10 protein-coding genes are annotated in these 14,295 nt (G+C 61.1%); 7 read left to right on the plus strand and 3 right to left on the minus strand.

Annotation, left to right across the window (positions count from 1 at the left end):
* The first annotated feature begins 1 nt into the window (after position 1).
* The 5 genes from OXQ95_RS10110 (at position 2) to OXQ95_RS10130 (ending at position 5,184) form a co-directional block, all read left to right on the plus strand.
* The gene (locus tag OXQ95_RS10110) at positions 2-841 is read left to right on the plus strand and encodes an acetoacetate decarboxylase family protein (RefSeq protein WP_267381431.1); all 840 of its coding nucleotides are present in this window, start codon (positions 2-4) and stop codon (positions 839-841) included.
* Positions 842-1,078: 237 nt separating this feature from the next.
* The gene (locus OXQ95_RS10115) at positions 1,079-2,107 is read left to right on the plus strand and encodes a VOC family protein (RefSeq protein ID WP_267381432.1); all 1,029 of its coding nucleotides are present in this window, start codon (positions 1,079-1,081) and stop codon (positions 2,105-2,107) included.
* 63 nt (positions 2,108-2,170) lie between these two features.
* Positions 2,171-3,508, plus strand: a complete 1,338-nt coding sequence (gene hisD, locus OXQ95_RS10120) for a histidinol dehydrogenase (RefSeq protein WP_276589028.1) — start codon at positions 2,171-2,173, stop codon at positions 3,506-3,508.
* The gene (locus OXQ95_RS10125; protein ID WP_267381434.1) at positions 3,501-4,271 is read left to right on the plus strand and encodes an SDR family oxidoreductase; all 771 of its coding nucleotides are present in this window, start codon (positions 3,501-3,503) and stop codon (positions 4,269-4,271) included. Before hisD ends, OXQ95_RS10125 begins: the two co-directional genes overlap by 8 nt.
* Before the next feature lie 160 nt (positions 4,272-4,431).
* Positions 4,432-5,184: a hypothetical protein gene (locus tag OXQ95_RS10130; RefSeq protein WP_267381435.1), complete on the plus strand. Its 753-nt coding sequence runs from the start codon at positions 4,432-4,434 to the stop codon at positions 5,182-5,184.
* Positions 5,185-5,254: 70 nt separating this feature from the next.
* On the opposite strand, the gene OXQ95_RS10135 is transcribed toward OXQ95_RS10130, so the two are convergent.
* From OXQ95_RS10135 to OXQ95_RS10145, 3 genes are all read right to left on the minus strand, one after another.
* Positions 5,255-7,519, minus strand: a complete 2,265-nt coding sequence (locus OXQ95_RS10135) for an NADP-dependent malic enzyme (protein ID WP_267381436.1) — start codon at positions 7,517-7,519, stop codon at positions 5,255-5,257.
* Between the two features lie 316 nt (positions 7,520-7,835).
* Positions 7,836-9,674 (minus strand): phosphoenolpyruvate carboxykinase (GTP), encoded by a 1,839-nt coding sequence (locus OXQ95_RS10140; protein ID WP_267381437.1) that lies wholly within the window; start codon positions 9,672-9,674, stop codon positions 7,836-7,838.
* A gap of 103 nt (positions 9,675-9,777) precedes the next feature.
* The gene (locus OXQ95_RS10145; RefSeq protein ID WP_267381438.1) at positions 9,778-10,599 is read right to left on the minus strand and encodes an SDR family oxidoreductase; all 822 of its coding nucleotides are present in this window, start codon (positions 10,597-10,599) and stop codon (positions 9,778-9,780) included.
* Positions 10,600-11,470: 871 nt separating this feature from the next.
* Between OXQ95_RS10145 and OXQ95_RS10150 the strand changes: the two genes are divergently transcribed.
* Together OXQ95_RS10150 and OXQ95_RS10155 are read left to right on the plus strand one after the other, a co-directional pair.
* Entirely contained in the window at positions 11,471-12,574 is a 1,104-nt protein-coding gene (locus OXQ95_RS10150) for an aromatic ring-hydroxylating dioxygenase subunit alpha (protein ID WP_267381439.1), read from the plus strand.
* Between the two features lie 441 nt (positions 12,575-13,015).
* Complete coding sequence (locus OXQ95_RS10155) at positions 13,016-14,254, plus strand: FAD-dependent oxidoreductase (RefSeq protein WP_267381440.1); 1,239 nt, start codon at positions 13,016-13,018, stop codon at positions 14,252-14,254.
* Positions 14,255-14,295: the final 41 nt, after the last annotated feature.

The raw sequence follows: 14,295 nt of genomic DNA on the forward strand, positions 1-14,295 counted from the left end.
CATGTCCTTCCCGCGCGAGCCCGGTAAATTCTATCGCATGCCGATCTTCTTCGGTCCGAACCCGTGTCCGCGTTGGACACCCGATGGCGTGTCCCAGGACTTCGCGCGGGAGCCGGTGCGCACCACAATCGGCACCCGTTACCTCAGCGACCGGGCGGCATTGGAAGCGGTGCTGCCCGACGGCTTTTCCGTGTGGGGGGAGCCGGTCGTCACAGTCGAGGCGATCTACATGACCGGCTTCTCGTGGCTGGCCGGCGGCGGTTACAACATGTTCGACGTGAAGATTCCGGCAGTCTACGCGTCCAAGACCGAGGGTGACGTGCATGGCACGCTGCTCATGGCTCGGTGGGAAAACCTGTCCGACCCGATCACGACCGGTCGCGAAGAGTTGGGGCACAATAAGCTGTTTTGCGAGATCCCGGAGATCAGCAACTTCAACGGGCGCCATCATACCAGCATGAGCTGGCGCGGCTTCCCATTTGCCAAGCTTTGGGCCGAAGACCTGGGCGAAGCGCAGCCACCGCAGGGTAACTCACAAAATCGCGGCCTGTTGTCGTGGAAGTATATTCCCGCCACGCCTCGTCCAGGAAAGAAGTGGGGTGAAGAGGCGGATGCGAACTACGCGACGCTGACGCCCCCGGCGTGGAGCGGCGTGCGCACCACGCGCTATCTTGCTGGCACGGGCGGGATCGAGTGGGCGCGCCCAACCTTCGAACAGCTGCCCACCCAGTACACGATTGTGAACGGGTTCGCGTCCTTCCCGATGGTGGAGTCGCGGGGTACTTACCTTTTCGACATGGTCGGCGGGGCTTCCGGCGACGACACCTACCGTCTCGACTGACCATCCGTGGACATGGGCGCTCGTTTCGGAGCAACGTTTGTGCGGTGTTGGTTCGCGGCTCCCGTCGCCGGAGCCGCCGTTTCTCTGCCGGCTCGTCGAGCGTTGGAGAGCCGAGTCTCCATCGCACCAAGGTAATTCGCACGGACAACAATTTCTCGCTTGTCGCGGGCGCGGGGTTAATTCATTCATTGTTGGCGCGGGCACAAGCCCCGCAACGCGGCCGCTGAGGAGATGGCAATGGCAATCCTGGGTATCGAGAGCGTTATCTACGGTGTCGAGGATCTCGATCTCTGTAATCGTTTCTGGAATGACTACGGTCTGACGCGTATCGATGACGCGGACGACGGAAGTATCTGGGAGGTCGAGAGCGGATCGCGCCTCATCATGCGTGCGATCGACGATCCCACTCTTGCCCCAGCGCATTTCCCGGGCTCCGGCGTTCGCGAATGTATCTTGGGCGTCGATACCCGGGAGAACCTCGAGCAGCTGGTTCTCAAAGTGGCCGCGGATCGCGAGGTGCGGCGCGATGCTGACGGGACTGCGCACTTCTTGGATCCCGACGGTAATTGCTTCGGGTTGCGCGTGTGGAACAAACGTCCGGTGCTTTGCCGGCCAGATGCGGTGAACGCACCGGATGCCATCGTGAGGCTGAACCAGCAACGCAAATGGCGTCTGCGGGCGTGTCCCAAAACGATCAACCACATCGTCTATTTCTCGGACGATTATGTGGCGGCCTACGAGTTCTACAGGGATCGGCTCGGCTTCCGCATGAGCGACCATTCCAAAGCGAACGGCATCTTCGCCCGCCCCGATGGCACCTACGAGCACCACACCCTGTTCTGGCTGACGACGCAGCATCCTGGTACGCGCAACAAGCGTGGTTATGCCCACATCGCGTTCGGCGTCGAGGACCTCGACGAGATCATGGTCGGCGCCAACTACATGCAGGACAAGGGGTGGTCGAACGTGCGCCCCTATGCTGCCGCGCTCAATCGCCACCGCATTTCGTCGGCTCTCTACTACTACTTCCCCTGCCCAGCTGGCGGGGATGCCGAATACCACGCGGATTCTGACTATCTTGATGACGGATGGGTTCCGCGAGTTTGGGAGATGGCCTTCGGCGCAACGATGTGGGGATCGAGCTCTCCCGGCTTCTTCGGCAGCAAGGGCATCACCTACGACGTGAAGCTCGATCCCGACGAAACCTCGCTCGAGGAGTTCCGTCATTACGGCAAGGCCGACCAACCGGCCGACAGCACTCGGTAAAACCGCTGCAATGCACGAACGCATCGCGGTGCGGCGCGCACTGCTCTGATTGGGAACCTGTTCATGGCAATATATGTGAAGCGCGGTGCGACCGCCGAAGCAAAAGCGGACCGGGATCGTCAGGTCCGTGACACCGTGGAGGGCATCCTCGCGGACATCGAGGTGCGTGGCGACGACGCAGTGCGAGAGCTGTCGATCAAGTTCGACCAGTGGGATCGCGACAGTTACCGACTGACCAGCAGCGAGATCCAGGCCTGCATCGACACGCTGAGCGCGCAGGACATCAAGGATATCGAGTTCGCGCAGACCCAGGTGCGCAATTTCGCTAAAATCCAGCGAGACAGCATGAAGGACGTCGAGGTCGAAACGTTGCCCGGGGTTATCCTAGGCCACAAGAACATTCCCCTCAACGCGGCGGGATGTTACGTTCCTGGCGGCAAGTACCCCCTGCTCGCGTCGGCTCACATGAGCGTGATTACCGCGAAGGTGGCGGGCGTTCCGCGGGTGATTACCTGTGCTCCCCCCTTCCAAGGCAAGCCCGCCCCCGCCATCGTCGCAGCGCAGGCGATGGCGGGGGCGGACGAGATCTATTGCCTCGGCGGCATCCAGGCTGTGGCCGCAATGGGGCTCGGCACCAAGTCGATTGCGCCGGTGGACATTCTCGTTGGACCGGGAAATGCCTTTGTCGCAGAAGCCAAGCGCCAGCTTTTCGGCAGGGTGGGGATCGACCTCTTCGCCGGCCCGACTGAGACGCTGGTGATCTGCGACGAGGTCGGCAGCGATGCCGAGTTGGTTGCAACCGACCTGCTCGGCCAAGCGGAACATGGGCCCGACAGCCCCGCAGTAATGCTTACCACGTCGGAGAAGCTTGCGCGCGAGACGCTGGCGGAGATCGAACGCCTGCTCCAAATCCTGCCGACCCGCGAGATCGCGAGAAAGAGCTGGGATGCGTTTGGAGAAATTATTGTTGCAGACAGTGATGAGGAGATGGTTCGCGTCGCTGACGAAATCGCGTCCGAGCACGTCCAGGTGATGACCGCTGATCCCGATTATTTTCTCAAGAACATGACCAACTATGGTGCGCTGTTCCTGGGTAAGCGCACCAACGTGGCTTATGGTGACAAGGTGATCGGCACCAATCACACGCTGCCCACCAAAAAGGCGGCGCGGTATACTGGTGGGCTCTGGGTCGGCAAGTTCATCAAAACCTGTACGTACCAGAAGGTGCTGACTGACGAGGCATCGGCGCTGATCGGTGAATACTGTTCTCGCCTGTGCGCTCTGGAGGGCTTTGCCGGACACGGCGAGCAGGCCAACGTCCGCGTTCGGCGATTCGGCGGGCGCAACGTGCCCTATGCTGGTGTGGCGGAAGCGTCGGAGCGTACTCGCGTCGATGCCTGAACCACTCCCGAAAACGCCCAGCTTCCGGCTCGATGGCCGCCGCGCCATCGTGACAGGGGCAGGGCGCGGCATCGGTCTGGCTTTGGCTGCCGGGTTGGCCGACGCCGGTGCCGCCGTTACACTCGTCGCCCGGACCGCGGCGGAGATCGAGGCCGGAGCACAGGCCATAAAGGCGGCGGGCGGGGCGGCAGAGGCGGAAGTGCTCGATGTGTCGGATATCTACGCGGTTGCTGCGTTCTTTTCCGATCGACCGCCGTTCGACGTTCTGATCAACAACGCCGGCACCAATCGTCCGAAGCCCATGTGGGAGGTGGACGAGGCCGACTACGACGCTGTTCTCGACCTCAACGTCCGCTCCGCCTTCTTTGTCGCACAAGCATGTGTGCGGCGCATGATGACCGAGCGCAAGGTAGGAAGCCTGATCCATATCGGCTCCCAGATGGGGCACGTCGGCGGGCCGAGCCGGTCGCTCTACTGCGCGTCGAAATGGGCGTTGGAGGGGATGAACAAGGCGTTCGCGCTCGATCTGGCGGCGCACGGCATCCGATCCAATACGATCGCACCAACCTTTGTCGAAACGCCCATGACAGCGCCGTTCTTCGCTGATCAGGCATTCAAGGCCAACGTCCTTGCTAAAATCAAGCTAGGCCGAATCGGACAAGTCGAGGACCTGATGGGAGCGGCGTTGTTCCTGGCATCCGATGCGTCTGCTCTGGTCACGGGGACCAGCATCGTGATTGACGGCGGCTGGACAGCGGACTGACCTCTGAGCTGGATCGGGGCGGACCCTGAATAGCAATGCTTGTACGCGTGTTGCGCCTTGATGCTGTCCGGCGACACGGCGCGTTTCGGCAGAGGCCGACAGGTCCGTAGAGCTGGATAGTCGTTGCAGGAGCGCGAGGACCGCGTAAGGGTCCGGCAAGATGGACAAGGCGGCCTCAGATGACGCATCAAGCGAACGCGTGGGCGCGCGCAATCGCGGACGCCCGCGGGGCGAAAGTGCAGGAAACGGCCAGGCCGTCGGCCGTGACGCCCTGATTGACACCACGATCAAGCTGCTGAGAACCATCGAGCCTAAAGACATAACGCCAATGGCAGTGGCAAGGGCGACAAGCGTCCATCCCTCCCTGATGCGCTATTATTTTGGCACCCGCGCAGGGCTTCTGGTGGCCGTCGCGGAGCGCATGATGAGCAAGGTTGCTGCGCGCGTGGAGAAGGCAGCTGGAACAAGCAACGGTAGCCCCAGGGACCGCCTGCTGGCGCGCATTGCCGCCATCATAGAGCTGAACGACAGCTTTCCGAACTTTCACCAGCTGATGGTGTCTGAAATCGCCGGATCCAAGGATCCGCTCGCTCAGGCGCTGATCGCGCAGGCGACCAGGTCTGGGACCAGTGCGTATAGCGAAATTCTCGCTGAGGGCGTCGAGGACGGCAGTTTCCGAGAGGTTGATCCTTCGATGCTCTACGCAGCCGTAATCGGCATGGCTGAATTCCTCCCTGCCGTGAGACGCCAGCTTGAACTGGCCTACGGGCGAACGGAGAGCAAACAACAGCTCCGAGAGACCTACACGAACTTCGTGTGTGAGCTAGTTCTCGGCGGTCTCGCCGTCAGGCCCGCGAATCGCGAAGCAACGCCAGGCACCGAAAGAGCCAATGGGTGCGGAAACGCAAACTGATGAACTTTTGAAGCCTTTGGCTAACCACCACTCGATGTTCGCGGAACCTAAAGCACAAGCACTCGCGATGTCAGGTCTCGATGGTCGACCCTGCCAAGATGGCCAGCGTCAGCAGCTCTGACGTAGTGGTCGCCGCTGTGGCGATCTGGACTGGCTTCTGCATGCCGATCAGCATCGGCCCGAAAACTGTCTCGGGGTTGAATTCTCGGTACAGCTCCGCCGCCAATTGCGCCGAGTGCAGATCAGGGATCACCAAGATATTGGCGGGCTCAGTCAGCCCGGTGACTTCTTTGCCTCTTGAGGAACTCGGATTAAGTGCAGCGTTCAAGGTCAGCTCTCCTTCGAACTCGAAATCGGCGTGACGCATTCGAAGCAGGCTGACTGCACCGCGGATCGTCGCGAGCTGTCGATCCGCCATGCTGCCCGTCATCGATTGAGAGAGGAAAGCAGCCCGAGGTTCATGTCCCATTTGCCGGGCAAAGGTTGCGGCCTGCTCGGCGATGGTGGCCAGCCTTTCGGCGTCCGGTTTCGCCGACACCAGCGTGTCAGCGAGGAAAGTTGTGCGGGTGCCATGGATAATCATGTGTACCCCGAACGGTTCCTTGTCTCCTGCGGAGTCGAGTACATCACGTATTTGGCCCAAAATTGAATCGGTGTCGGTAGTGGGACCGAAAACAATCCCATCGCCTTTGCCTAAAGCAAGCAGCAAAGCTGCAAAGATGTTGCTGTCCTGAGCGACCGAGGCTCCGTTATCGTCTTGGAGCCAGGCTCGAGTTTGCGCGCGTGCGTGCTGGTATTCCCTCATCTCCCCCATCAACGGCGAGTTCTCTCTGTCGTGTATCTCTAGTCCTGTAGTGTCGACTATCCCGAGAGACCGCAGATGCTCTACTACCACGTTTGAGCGGCCAACCAGCACCGGCGTGCCATACCCGCCTTCACAAAAGGCCACTGCCGCGCGAAGCACCGATACGTCTTCCGCTCCCGCAAAGATCACCCGTTTGGGCGTCTCACGCGCAGTATCGTAGACTGACGAAAGAACTGTCACAGTTCTATTCATGCGTTCCCTTAGTTGGCGACGATACGCAGTCATGTCTGCGATCGGCTTACGCGCAACGCCCGATGCCATGGCTGCAACGGCGACGGCCGCCGGAACTACTTCGATCAGGCGTGGGTCGAACGGTGCGGGGATGATGTAATCGGGGCCAAATTGGTGCGAGACGCCGTATGCATCCGCAACCTCCTTCGGGACCTTGCTACGCGCAAGCTCGGCGAGCGCTTGGGCCGCTGCGATTTTCATTGGTTCGTTGATTGTAGTAGCTCGGACATCTAGCGCACCACGGAAGATGAACGGGAACCCCAGGACATTGTTCACCTGATTGGCATAGTCGGATCGACCGGTAGCCACGATCGCGTCTGGGGCGACCGCACGTGCTGCATGAGGCGTGATTTCCGGGTCGGGGTTCGCCATCGCGAAGATGATCGGCTGGGCCGCCATGGTTTTCACCATGTCTTGGGTCAGTGCTCCTGCGACCGACAGACCAAGGAACACGTCGGCCCCGTGTAGCGCTTCTGCAAGGGTTCGAGCGTCGGTATCGACGGCGTGGGCAGATTTCCATTGGTTCATCCCTTCAGTGCGGCCCTGGTAGATCACACCTTTAGAGTCGCAGAGGGTAACGTTGTCCGAGCGGACGCCGAGTGCTTTGACCAGTTCCGTGCAGGAAATGGACGCGGCACCGGCGCCATTCACGACGATCTTCAAGTCGCTTAGGTTTCGACCCGTGAGAAATGCGGCGTTGATCAGACCTGCGGCCGAAATGATCGCCGTGCCGTGCTGATCGTCATGAAACACAGGAATGTTCATGCGTTCACGCAGAGCCTGTTCGATCACGAAGCACTCGGGCGCCTTAATATCCTCAAGGTTGATGCCGCCAAAGCTCGGCTCCATAAGCCCGACCGCGGCGACGAACTGGTCTATCTCTTCCGTTGCTAACTCGATGTCGATTGAGTCGATATCGGCGAAGCGCTTGAACAAGACCGCTTTCCCCTCCATTACGGGCTTCGAGGCAAGAGCGCCTAGATTGCCAAGCCCGAGAATGGCAGTTCCGTTCGAGATAACGGCGACCAGGTTTCCTTTTGCCGTGTAGTCGTAGGCAGCAGCCGGGTCCGCGGCGATGGCTTTAACCGGTGCGGCAACGCCGGGTGAGTAAGCAAGCGAAAGGTCACGTTGTGTGGCCATCGGCTTCGATGCGATTACCTCCAGTTTACCAGGGCGGCCCTCTGAATGGTAAAGAAGCGCTTCGCGTTCTTCGAACTGCCTTTGATCCACGTCAGACATTGAGCCCTCGTTCTTTCTATAGAAGCGCTACTCAGAGCATTGCTGACGTATGCGGTCGATGAGTGAGTAGATCTTGTTAGTCGTGCCGCCCCGGCACCTTAAGTCGTTCTCTATGCCGCCGAGTGATTTGGGGGGCGGTGTAGAGGTGAGCCATGTCAGTGGGCTGCCCGACGTCTGATCAACGTACGCAAGCCGCTCCCGATTTTGATGCTTCGGTGATCGTCGGTAGACCGCATTGACGGCGAACGCATGGTGCGACGAGCCGTCATGTCTGTCGCTGAGCCACGCAGATGTATCGAATAGACATCAGGATCGATCAGGCAGCCGCGGCGTTGAGCCGCTCTTCAAGTCGGCGCTGTTCAGCAAGAAGAGCAGGTGCTGCAATCCCGAGGGCCGCCAAGTTCTGCGCATTGCCGCGCGCTTCTTCGCGCCACTCGTCTGGATCCACCGCAAGCAGCCGGCCCGAGGCGTGCTCGTCCAAATCAAGCCCGACCAAATCCAACGCTCCGGCCGCTGGCAAACGGCCGATCGGCATGTCGGTGGCGTCAGCCGTGCCTTCGCACCGTTCCACAATCCACTTCAGAACCCGCGCATTGTCCCCGAAGCCAGGCCACAGGAAGCGCCCATCGCTTCCCTTACGGAACCAGTTTACCATGTAGATGCGCGGCAGTTGAGCCGCGTCGCTGTCTGCGGCCGCGCCAAGCCGGAGCCAATGTTCGATATAGCTGCCAATATCGTAGCCGCAAAAAGGCAACATGGCGAATGGGTCGCGACGTAGCGCACCGATCCTACCTTCCGCGGCGGCGGTGCCTTCGGATGCGATGTTGGCGGCGAGGTACACGCCATGCGTCCAGCTATACGCTTCGGTCACCAGCGGCACTGCGCTTGCGCGGCGGCCGCCGAAGAGCAAGGCCGAGATCGGCACGCCATCGGGCGAGTCCCACTCGGGCGCGATCGACGGGCATTGCTCGGCCGGAACGGTGAAGCGGGCATTGGGATGCGCCGCCGGCTTGCCGCTCGTGGCTTCGTAGGGATTGCCCTGCCAGTCGAGGAGATTCGCGGGCGGCGTCTCGCTCAGGCCTTCCCACCACACATCGCCATCGGTGGTAAGCGCCGTGTTGGTGTAGATCGCGTTGGCTTGCAGCGTTGCCACTGCATTGCGGTTGGTGGTCGGGCCAGTCCCAGGCGCGACGCCGAAGAAGCCGGCTTCCGGATTCACCGCGTAAAGTCTCCCGTCCTTGCCGAAGCGCATCCAGGCGATGTCGTCGCCGATCGTCTCCGCCTTCCAGCCCGGAATGGTCGGCTCCAGCATCGCCATGTTGGTCTTGCCACACGCGCTGGGGAAGGCGGCGGCGATGAAGTGGACGCGGTCTTCCGGGCTGGTGAGCTTGAGGATCAGCATGTGCTCGGCGAGCCAGCCCTCGTCGCGCGCCATTACCGAGGCGATGCGTAGCGCAAAGCACTTCTTGCCGAGCAGCGCGTTGCCGCCATAGCCGGAGCCATAAGACCAGATCTCGCGCGTTTCGGGATAGTGGACGATCCACTTCTCCTCGTTGCAAGGCCAAGGAACGTCCTGCTGCTCGTCGCCGAGCGGCATCCCCACAGAGTGGACGCAGCGTACGAAGAAGCCGTCATCGCCCAGCATGGCCAGCGCGGGCGTGCCCATGCGCGTCATCAGCCGCATGGACAGCACCACATAGGCACTGTCGGTGATCTCCACACCGATGGCGCTCTTGTCGGAGCCGAGCGGCCCCATGCAATATGGCACCACGTACATGGTGCGGCCGGCCATGCAGCCATCGAACAGCTCGTCCATCGCGGCGCGCGTTTCGGCCGGGTCGCGCCAGTTGTTAGTCGGGCCTGCATCCTTCTCGCTGGCGGAGCAGATAAAGGTGCGGCTCTCGACGCGGGCAACATCGCGCGGGTCGGAGCGCGCGTAGAAACTGTTGGAGCGTTTGGCCGGATCGAGCTTTACCAGCGTTCCGGCATCCACGAGTTCCCCGGTTAACGCGCTCCACTCCGCATCAGACCCGGAGCACCAGTGTATCGCATTGGGGCGGGTAAGCGCCGCGATCTCCTCAACCCAGCCGAGAAGCGCTCGGTGCCGCGTCAGCTCGGCCGGATCGCTCATCTGGGAAGTGGATCTGATCGCCATTATCAATTCCTCGATAGCGTTCGGGGTCGTAGCGCGGGCAGCGTCCGCTGAAGTTCGATGATCAGCACGGCCGATATCTCATTGGCAGATGCAGCCCTGGATCTCAGGTTTGTTCGTTCAAGGTGAGTGCGCGCATCGCGGCAAGGCCAGGGGTGTGCGATGCAGTGCCCCCATCAACCACGATGTTCGTGCCGTTCATGTATCGTGCGGCATCGGATGCCAGGAAGGCAATCACCTCAGCTATGTCGTCGGGAGTGCCGAGCGCGGGCGCCAGGGTTTCAGCCGCGACGATGGTGCGAACGGCCTCGGGCACCTTTTCGGCCACACCTGGAGTCAGGACGAGGCCTGGGGATACGGCGTTCGCACGAATTCCGAGATGGCCGTGACTGGCGGCGATGGATCGCGTGAGTTGGAGCAGGGCGGCTTTGGATGCGCTATAGGCGACACCGCGCAGTCCGCCTTGCATCCCGCGATTGGAGGCCATGTTGACGATCGCTCCCCCTCCGCTTTGGAGCATGTGCGGGATCGCCGCACGGCAGGCAAACATCGCACCACGAAGGTTCACGGCGAAAGCGCGGTCCCAGATATCACCCGTGATCGAAGTGATATCGCCATCGCCTGCGGACTGTACCGCGGACTGATCTGCAGCATTGTTGTGCAGGATATCCAGCCGGCCGAAACGTGCGACGGCTTGATCGACCATCGCCTCGACCGAACGCTCCGAACTAAGGTCCACCTCCCAGGGAAAGACATGTTCGTTCTGAAGCATGCTGCAACGATGCAGGTCCAGATCGGCCGCTAGAACGCTGGCGCCGCGCGACACCAGCAAGCGTACAGTTGTCGCCCCGATGCCCCCAGCCGCGCCGGTGACGATCGCAACCTTTCCGGCAAGCGAGATGCTGCGGGCGGCGCCTGTTTCGATCATTATCGTCGTCTCCAATCCGGGGGTTCAATCCGCTACTTACCCCCAGGGGAGGAGGCAAAATGTCGTCAGTGTCACAGGTGCCGCTTCGAACGGGACGGAGCATCGGCTGACCTGACGTGCGATCGTGCGCGGCAGAGGCTGGTGCCGACTCCTGATTAGCCTTCGCGTCCCACCAACGCCGCGACTTGGCAGCCCCGCGATAGGCCGGACACGACGACTTCGAGCGCCGGGTCTGATCGGCTGCCCGATCGACGAGGAGAGGAGTCGCCTCCGCTCCGCCGAGTGCGCCGTTTGCTCGAGCGCGTTGCCCATGAATCACACGGGCCATCATGATGGCGAGCCATCTAGCGGCTCCGTGCAGGAATCCGCCGCTTGCATAGCGATGGTCCGCGTCGTCCTCTCCCTCTCGGATTTGCGCTGCCAAGATCATGGATATTAGCGCGACCGCGAATTGTCAACGATGGCTGGTCGCGGCCCCCGACGAGCTACAGGATCTCTTGCTGCTGCGGGGTAGACACACCACGGTTCGGGCCGGCGGGGATAGATGAAGTCCCCCGCTCGAGGCGCGATCGATGTAAACAAACCTTCGACCATGCGGCGATAGAGGGCAAAACGTCCAACCCTCCCGCGAACCGAGCGCGGAACGCGGAACTCAGAAACGGGCGGTCGTCACGATGCAGCGATGTCCAGGCACGGCCGCCGAAAGACGTCTCTGATCTCGGTCAGCGCCAAGCTGTCCAGTTGACAATTAGCGCCGGTGCTAATATCGCTAGGATAGCGTGCGTGACGGGCATCCTTGATGCCATAATGCGCTTGGCTGGACGGCTCCGACGCCCGCCGGCGACAGAATGACGTCGGATGGAGAGGAACAATGGACGATCCGACCTTGCTGCGACCGGATCCTTACGAGGGATCAGACGCTGCGGAGCGTCAACGAAACTGGCCGAATAACTGCTGGTGGGTCGCCGCCCATTCAAGCGAGGTTACCCCGTCCCCGACCGTACGGTGGATCTTGGGGAATCCTTTGGTCTTCTATCGCTCCTCCAATGGCGAGGTCGCGGCGCTGCATGATCGCTGCCCGCACCGCTGGGCCCCTCTCTCAATGGGCACCGTTCAGGGCGACGATGTCGTATGTATCTACCACGGCATGCGCTTTGGGCCGAACGGCCAGTGCAACAGCGTGCCCACGCAAGCAAAGACGCCATCGGCGATCCGTGTCCGCGCTTATCCGACCCACGAGCGATATGGGTTTGTCTGGGTCTGGACCGGCGAGATGGAGCTAGCAGATCCCGCCGAGATTCCTGACCTGTACTTCCTCGAGCGCCCCGAATGGCATGTGGCCTGGGGCTATAAGCATGCGCGCGCCAATTACATGCAGCTCAAGGAAAACGTGCTCGACCTGACCCACTTCGCTTTTCTTCATGCCAGCTCGTTGGGGATCACCGACTGGGACCGGGCACCCAAGGTCGAGACCACCGAGAAGACGGTTATCTACCGGCAAGTTTTCGAGATGGCGCCGCTGGCGCCACCATATGCCGGACCCGCCAACAAAGCCGTCGGTAAACCCGTTAATCGAGATTCATGGGGGATGTACGCGTCGCCGGCCGTCAATTTCGGGGCCGTCGACCTACACGATCCGGCGCCCGAGCCGGGCGGCCTCGAGTACTTTGCACAGCGGACCATCCACCTTACCACCCCTGCTTCACTAGGAAAGACCCATTACTATTGGGCGATGGCGCGGGATCATGGCGAGCCCTACGATCTTGAAGAACGAAGGGCTCGCGCGAATGTCGTGTTCGGCGAAGATATTGCGGTCGTCGAGGCGACGCGGGATCTCGTTGAGCGGGCTGCCGATCAGAACGAGGCGATTGAGTTCAGCGTGTCGGCGGACCGCGCAGCGATCGAGGCCCGTCGCCGAGTGGCCGGCCTTATCGAGGAGGAGCGGCAACGGCCGCTACGAGACGCCTCGGTTTGACAGTAAGGCGCGCCAAGCCGGCCGCTCCGGTTCTCCGATGATGGCCCTGAACGCCGCTACCGCTCGGCGGGTGGACAGGCCGAGTTCGACGGGAGAATCGACATCGAACAATTACCTTTTGCGCACGTGGTCCAATGGCATCGCGGCCGGGGCGTCGGGCGAGATCGGGAAGGTTGCGGTCTGCGCTTCCAGTCGAGTGGACGGATCTGTCAGGGATGCCGCCTTGGACATTGATGGCACGTCATCATCATAGCTGGTGGGGACGGCATCTCAACCACCTGGCCTCGTCGCCTGCGTATGTCAGCGCAGTACGATCGGTCATCGTGCAGGTAGCGCCGGCCTCAGCTTGCGTAAGTCCTAGCCGCCGCAAGTTCAACCAGGTCAATGCGATGCTGCGTTGCTCCGCAGTGGGGAGAGTCGGCAAACAACTACAGGACATGTATGATCGAGCATTACGACGTCCTAATCGCGGGTGCCGGGCATGCAGGAGCGCAAACGGCAATAACACTGCGGCAGCGGGGTTTTGAGGGTTCTATAGGGCTCATTGGCGCCGAAGGGGATGCACCGTACGAACGGCCATCGCTCTCTAAGGACTATCTGTCAGGCGAGAAGTCTTTCGAACGTATACTGATCCGCCCGATGAGTTTTTACGCTGAGCGGAACGTTGATCTGCTTCTCGCGACGGCGGTGACTTCGGTAGACCCGGCTGCCCATGAAGTGCTCCTCGAAGGCGGTACATCGCTAGGCTACGGCTCACTTGTCTGGGCTACCGGCGGACAGCCGCGGCGTCTGACCTGCTCTGGACACAACCTAAGAGGCGTTCACGAAGTGCGCACCCGCACCGACGTGGACCGGCTGATGGACGAACTTGCCGATGGTCGTCGTGTCGTGGTCGTCGGTGGAGGCTACATTGGCTTGGAGGCAGCCGCGGTGCTGACCAAGCTTGGAAAGGTGGTGGTACTACTGGAGGCGCAGGATCGGGTATTAGCTCGCGTTGCTGGCGAGCCCTTGTCGCGGTTTTATGAACGGGAACATCGTGCACATGGAGTCGATCTGCGGCTAAACGCTGTCGTCGAATGTATCGAGGAAGCCGATGGAGCCGTCTCAGGCGTAAGGTTGGCTTCGGGCGAGGTGGTAACTTGTGAAATCGTAATCGTTGGCATCGGTATCGCACCTTCTGTTGACGCGCTTGTTGCTGCGGGCGCCTCCGCCGGCAACGGCGTTCTCGTCGACGAGTTTTGCCGCACCTCTGTGCCCGACATCTTTGCCGTTGGAGATTGCGCCGCTCACGCCAATGACTTCGCCGCAGGGGCGACTATCCGGCTTGAATCAGTGCAGAATGCTCATGATCAGGCAGCCGTTGTGGCCAAGGCTCTGACCGGCGCTGCTGAAGCCTACCATTCCGTACCGTGGTTCTGGTCTAATCAATATGACCTTAAGCTGCAGACTGTCGGATTATCAGCGGCGCACGACCAAGTCGTCGTGCGTGGCGACACAGCTACCCGCAGCTTCTCCATTGTTTACCTCAAAGAGGGGCGGGTTATTGCATTGGACTGTGTCAATAAGACGAAGGACTATGTACAAGGTCGAGCGCTTGTACTGGCCGGAGCGCGGATAGAGGTGGCACAATTAGCCAACGCTAGCTTGCCACTTAAAGATCTAGCCGGTCCGCTTTATTAGGCTGGTCATAGCATTTAGGCTCGTGCTTAGGAGCGCCGATT

The sequence above is a fragment of the Sphingomonas sp. GC_Shp_6 genome, assembly GCF_026540835.1.
In the GTDB taxonomy this organism is placed as follows: domain Bacteria; phylum Pseudomonadota; class Alphaproteobacteria; order Sphingomonadales; family Sphingomonadaceae; genus Sphingomonas.

Bases quoted from the DNA above. Each gene is read 5' to 3' on its own strand.
- OXQ95_RS10135 (WP_267381436.1), bottom strand. From the start codon at position 7,519: ATGTCTGACGTGGATCAAAGGCAGTTCGAAGAACGCGAAGCGCTTCTT.
- OXQ95_RS10110 (WP_267381431.1), top strand. From the start codon at position 2: ATGTCCTTCCCGCGCGAGCCCGGTAAATTCTATCGCATGCCGATCTTC.
- OXQ95_RS10145 (WP_267381438.1), bottom strand. From the start codon at position 10,599: ATGATCGAAACAGGCGCCGCCCGCAGCATCTCGCTTGCCGGAAAGGTT.
- OXQ95_RS10150 (WP_267381439.1), top strand. From the start codon at position 11,471: ATGGACGATCCGACCTTGCTGCGACCGGATCCTTACGAGGGATCAGAC.
- OXQ95_RS10125 (WP_267381434.1), top strand. From the start codon at position 3,501: ATGCCTGAACCACTCCCGAAAACGCCCAGCTTCCGGCTCGATGGCCGC.
- OXQ95_RS10115 (WP_267381432.1), top strand. From the start codon at position 1,079: ATGGCAATCCTGGGTATCGAGAGCGTTATCTACGGTGTCGAGGATCTC.
- OXQ95_RS10140 (WP_267381437.1), bottom strand. From the start codon at position 9,674: ATGGCGATCAGATCCACTTCCCAGATGAGCGATCCGGCCGAGCTGACG.
- OXQ95_RS10155 (WP_267381440.1), top strand. From the start codon at position 13,016: ATGATCGAGCATTACGACGTCCTAATCGCGGGTGCCGGGCATGCAGGA.
- hisD (WP_276589028.1), top strand. From the start codon at position 2,171: ATGGCAATATATGTGAAGCGCGGTGCGACCGCCGAAGCAAAAGCGGAC.
- OXQ95_RS10130 (WP_267381435.1), top strand. From the start codon at position 4,432: ATGGACAAGGCGGCCTCAGATGACGCATCAAGCGAACGCGTGGGCGCG.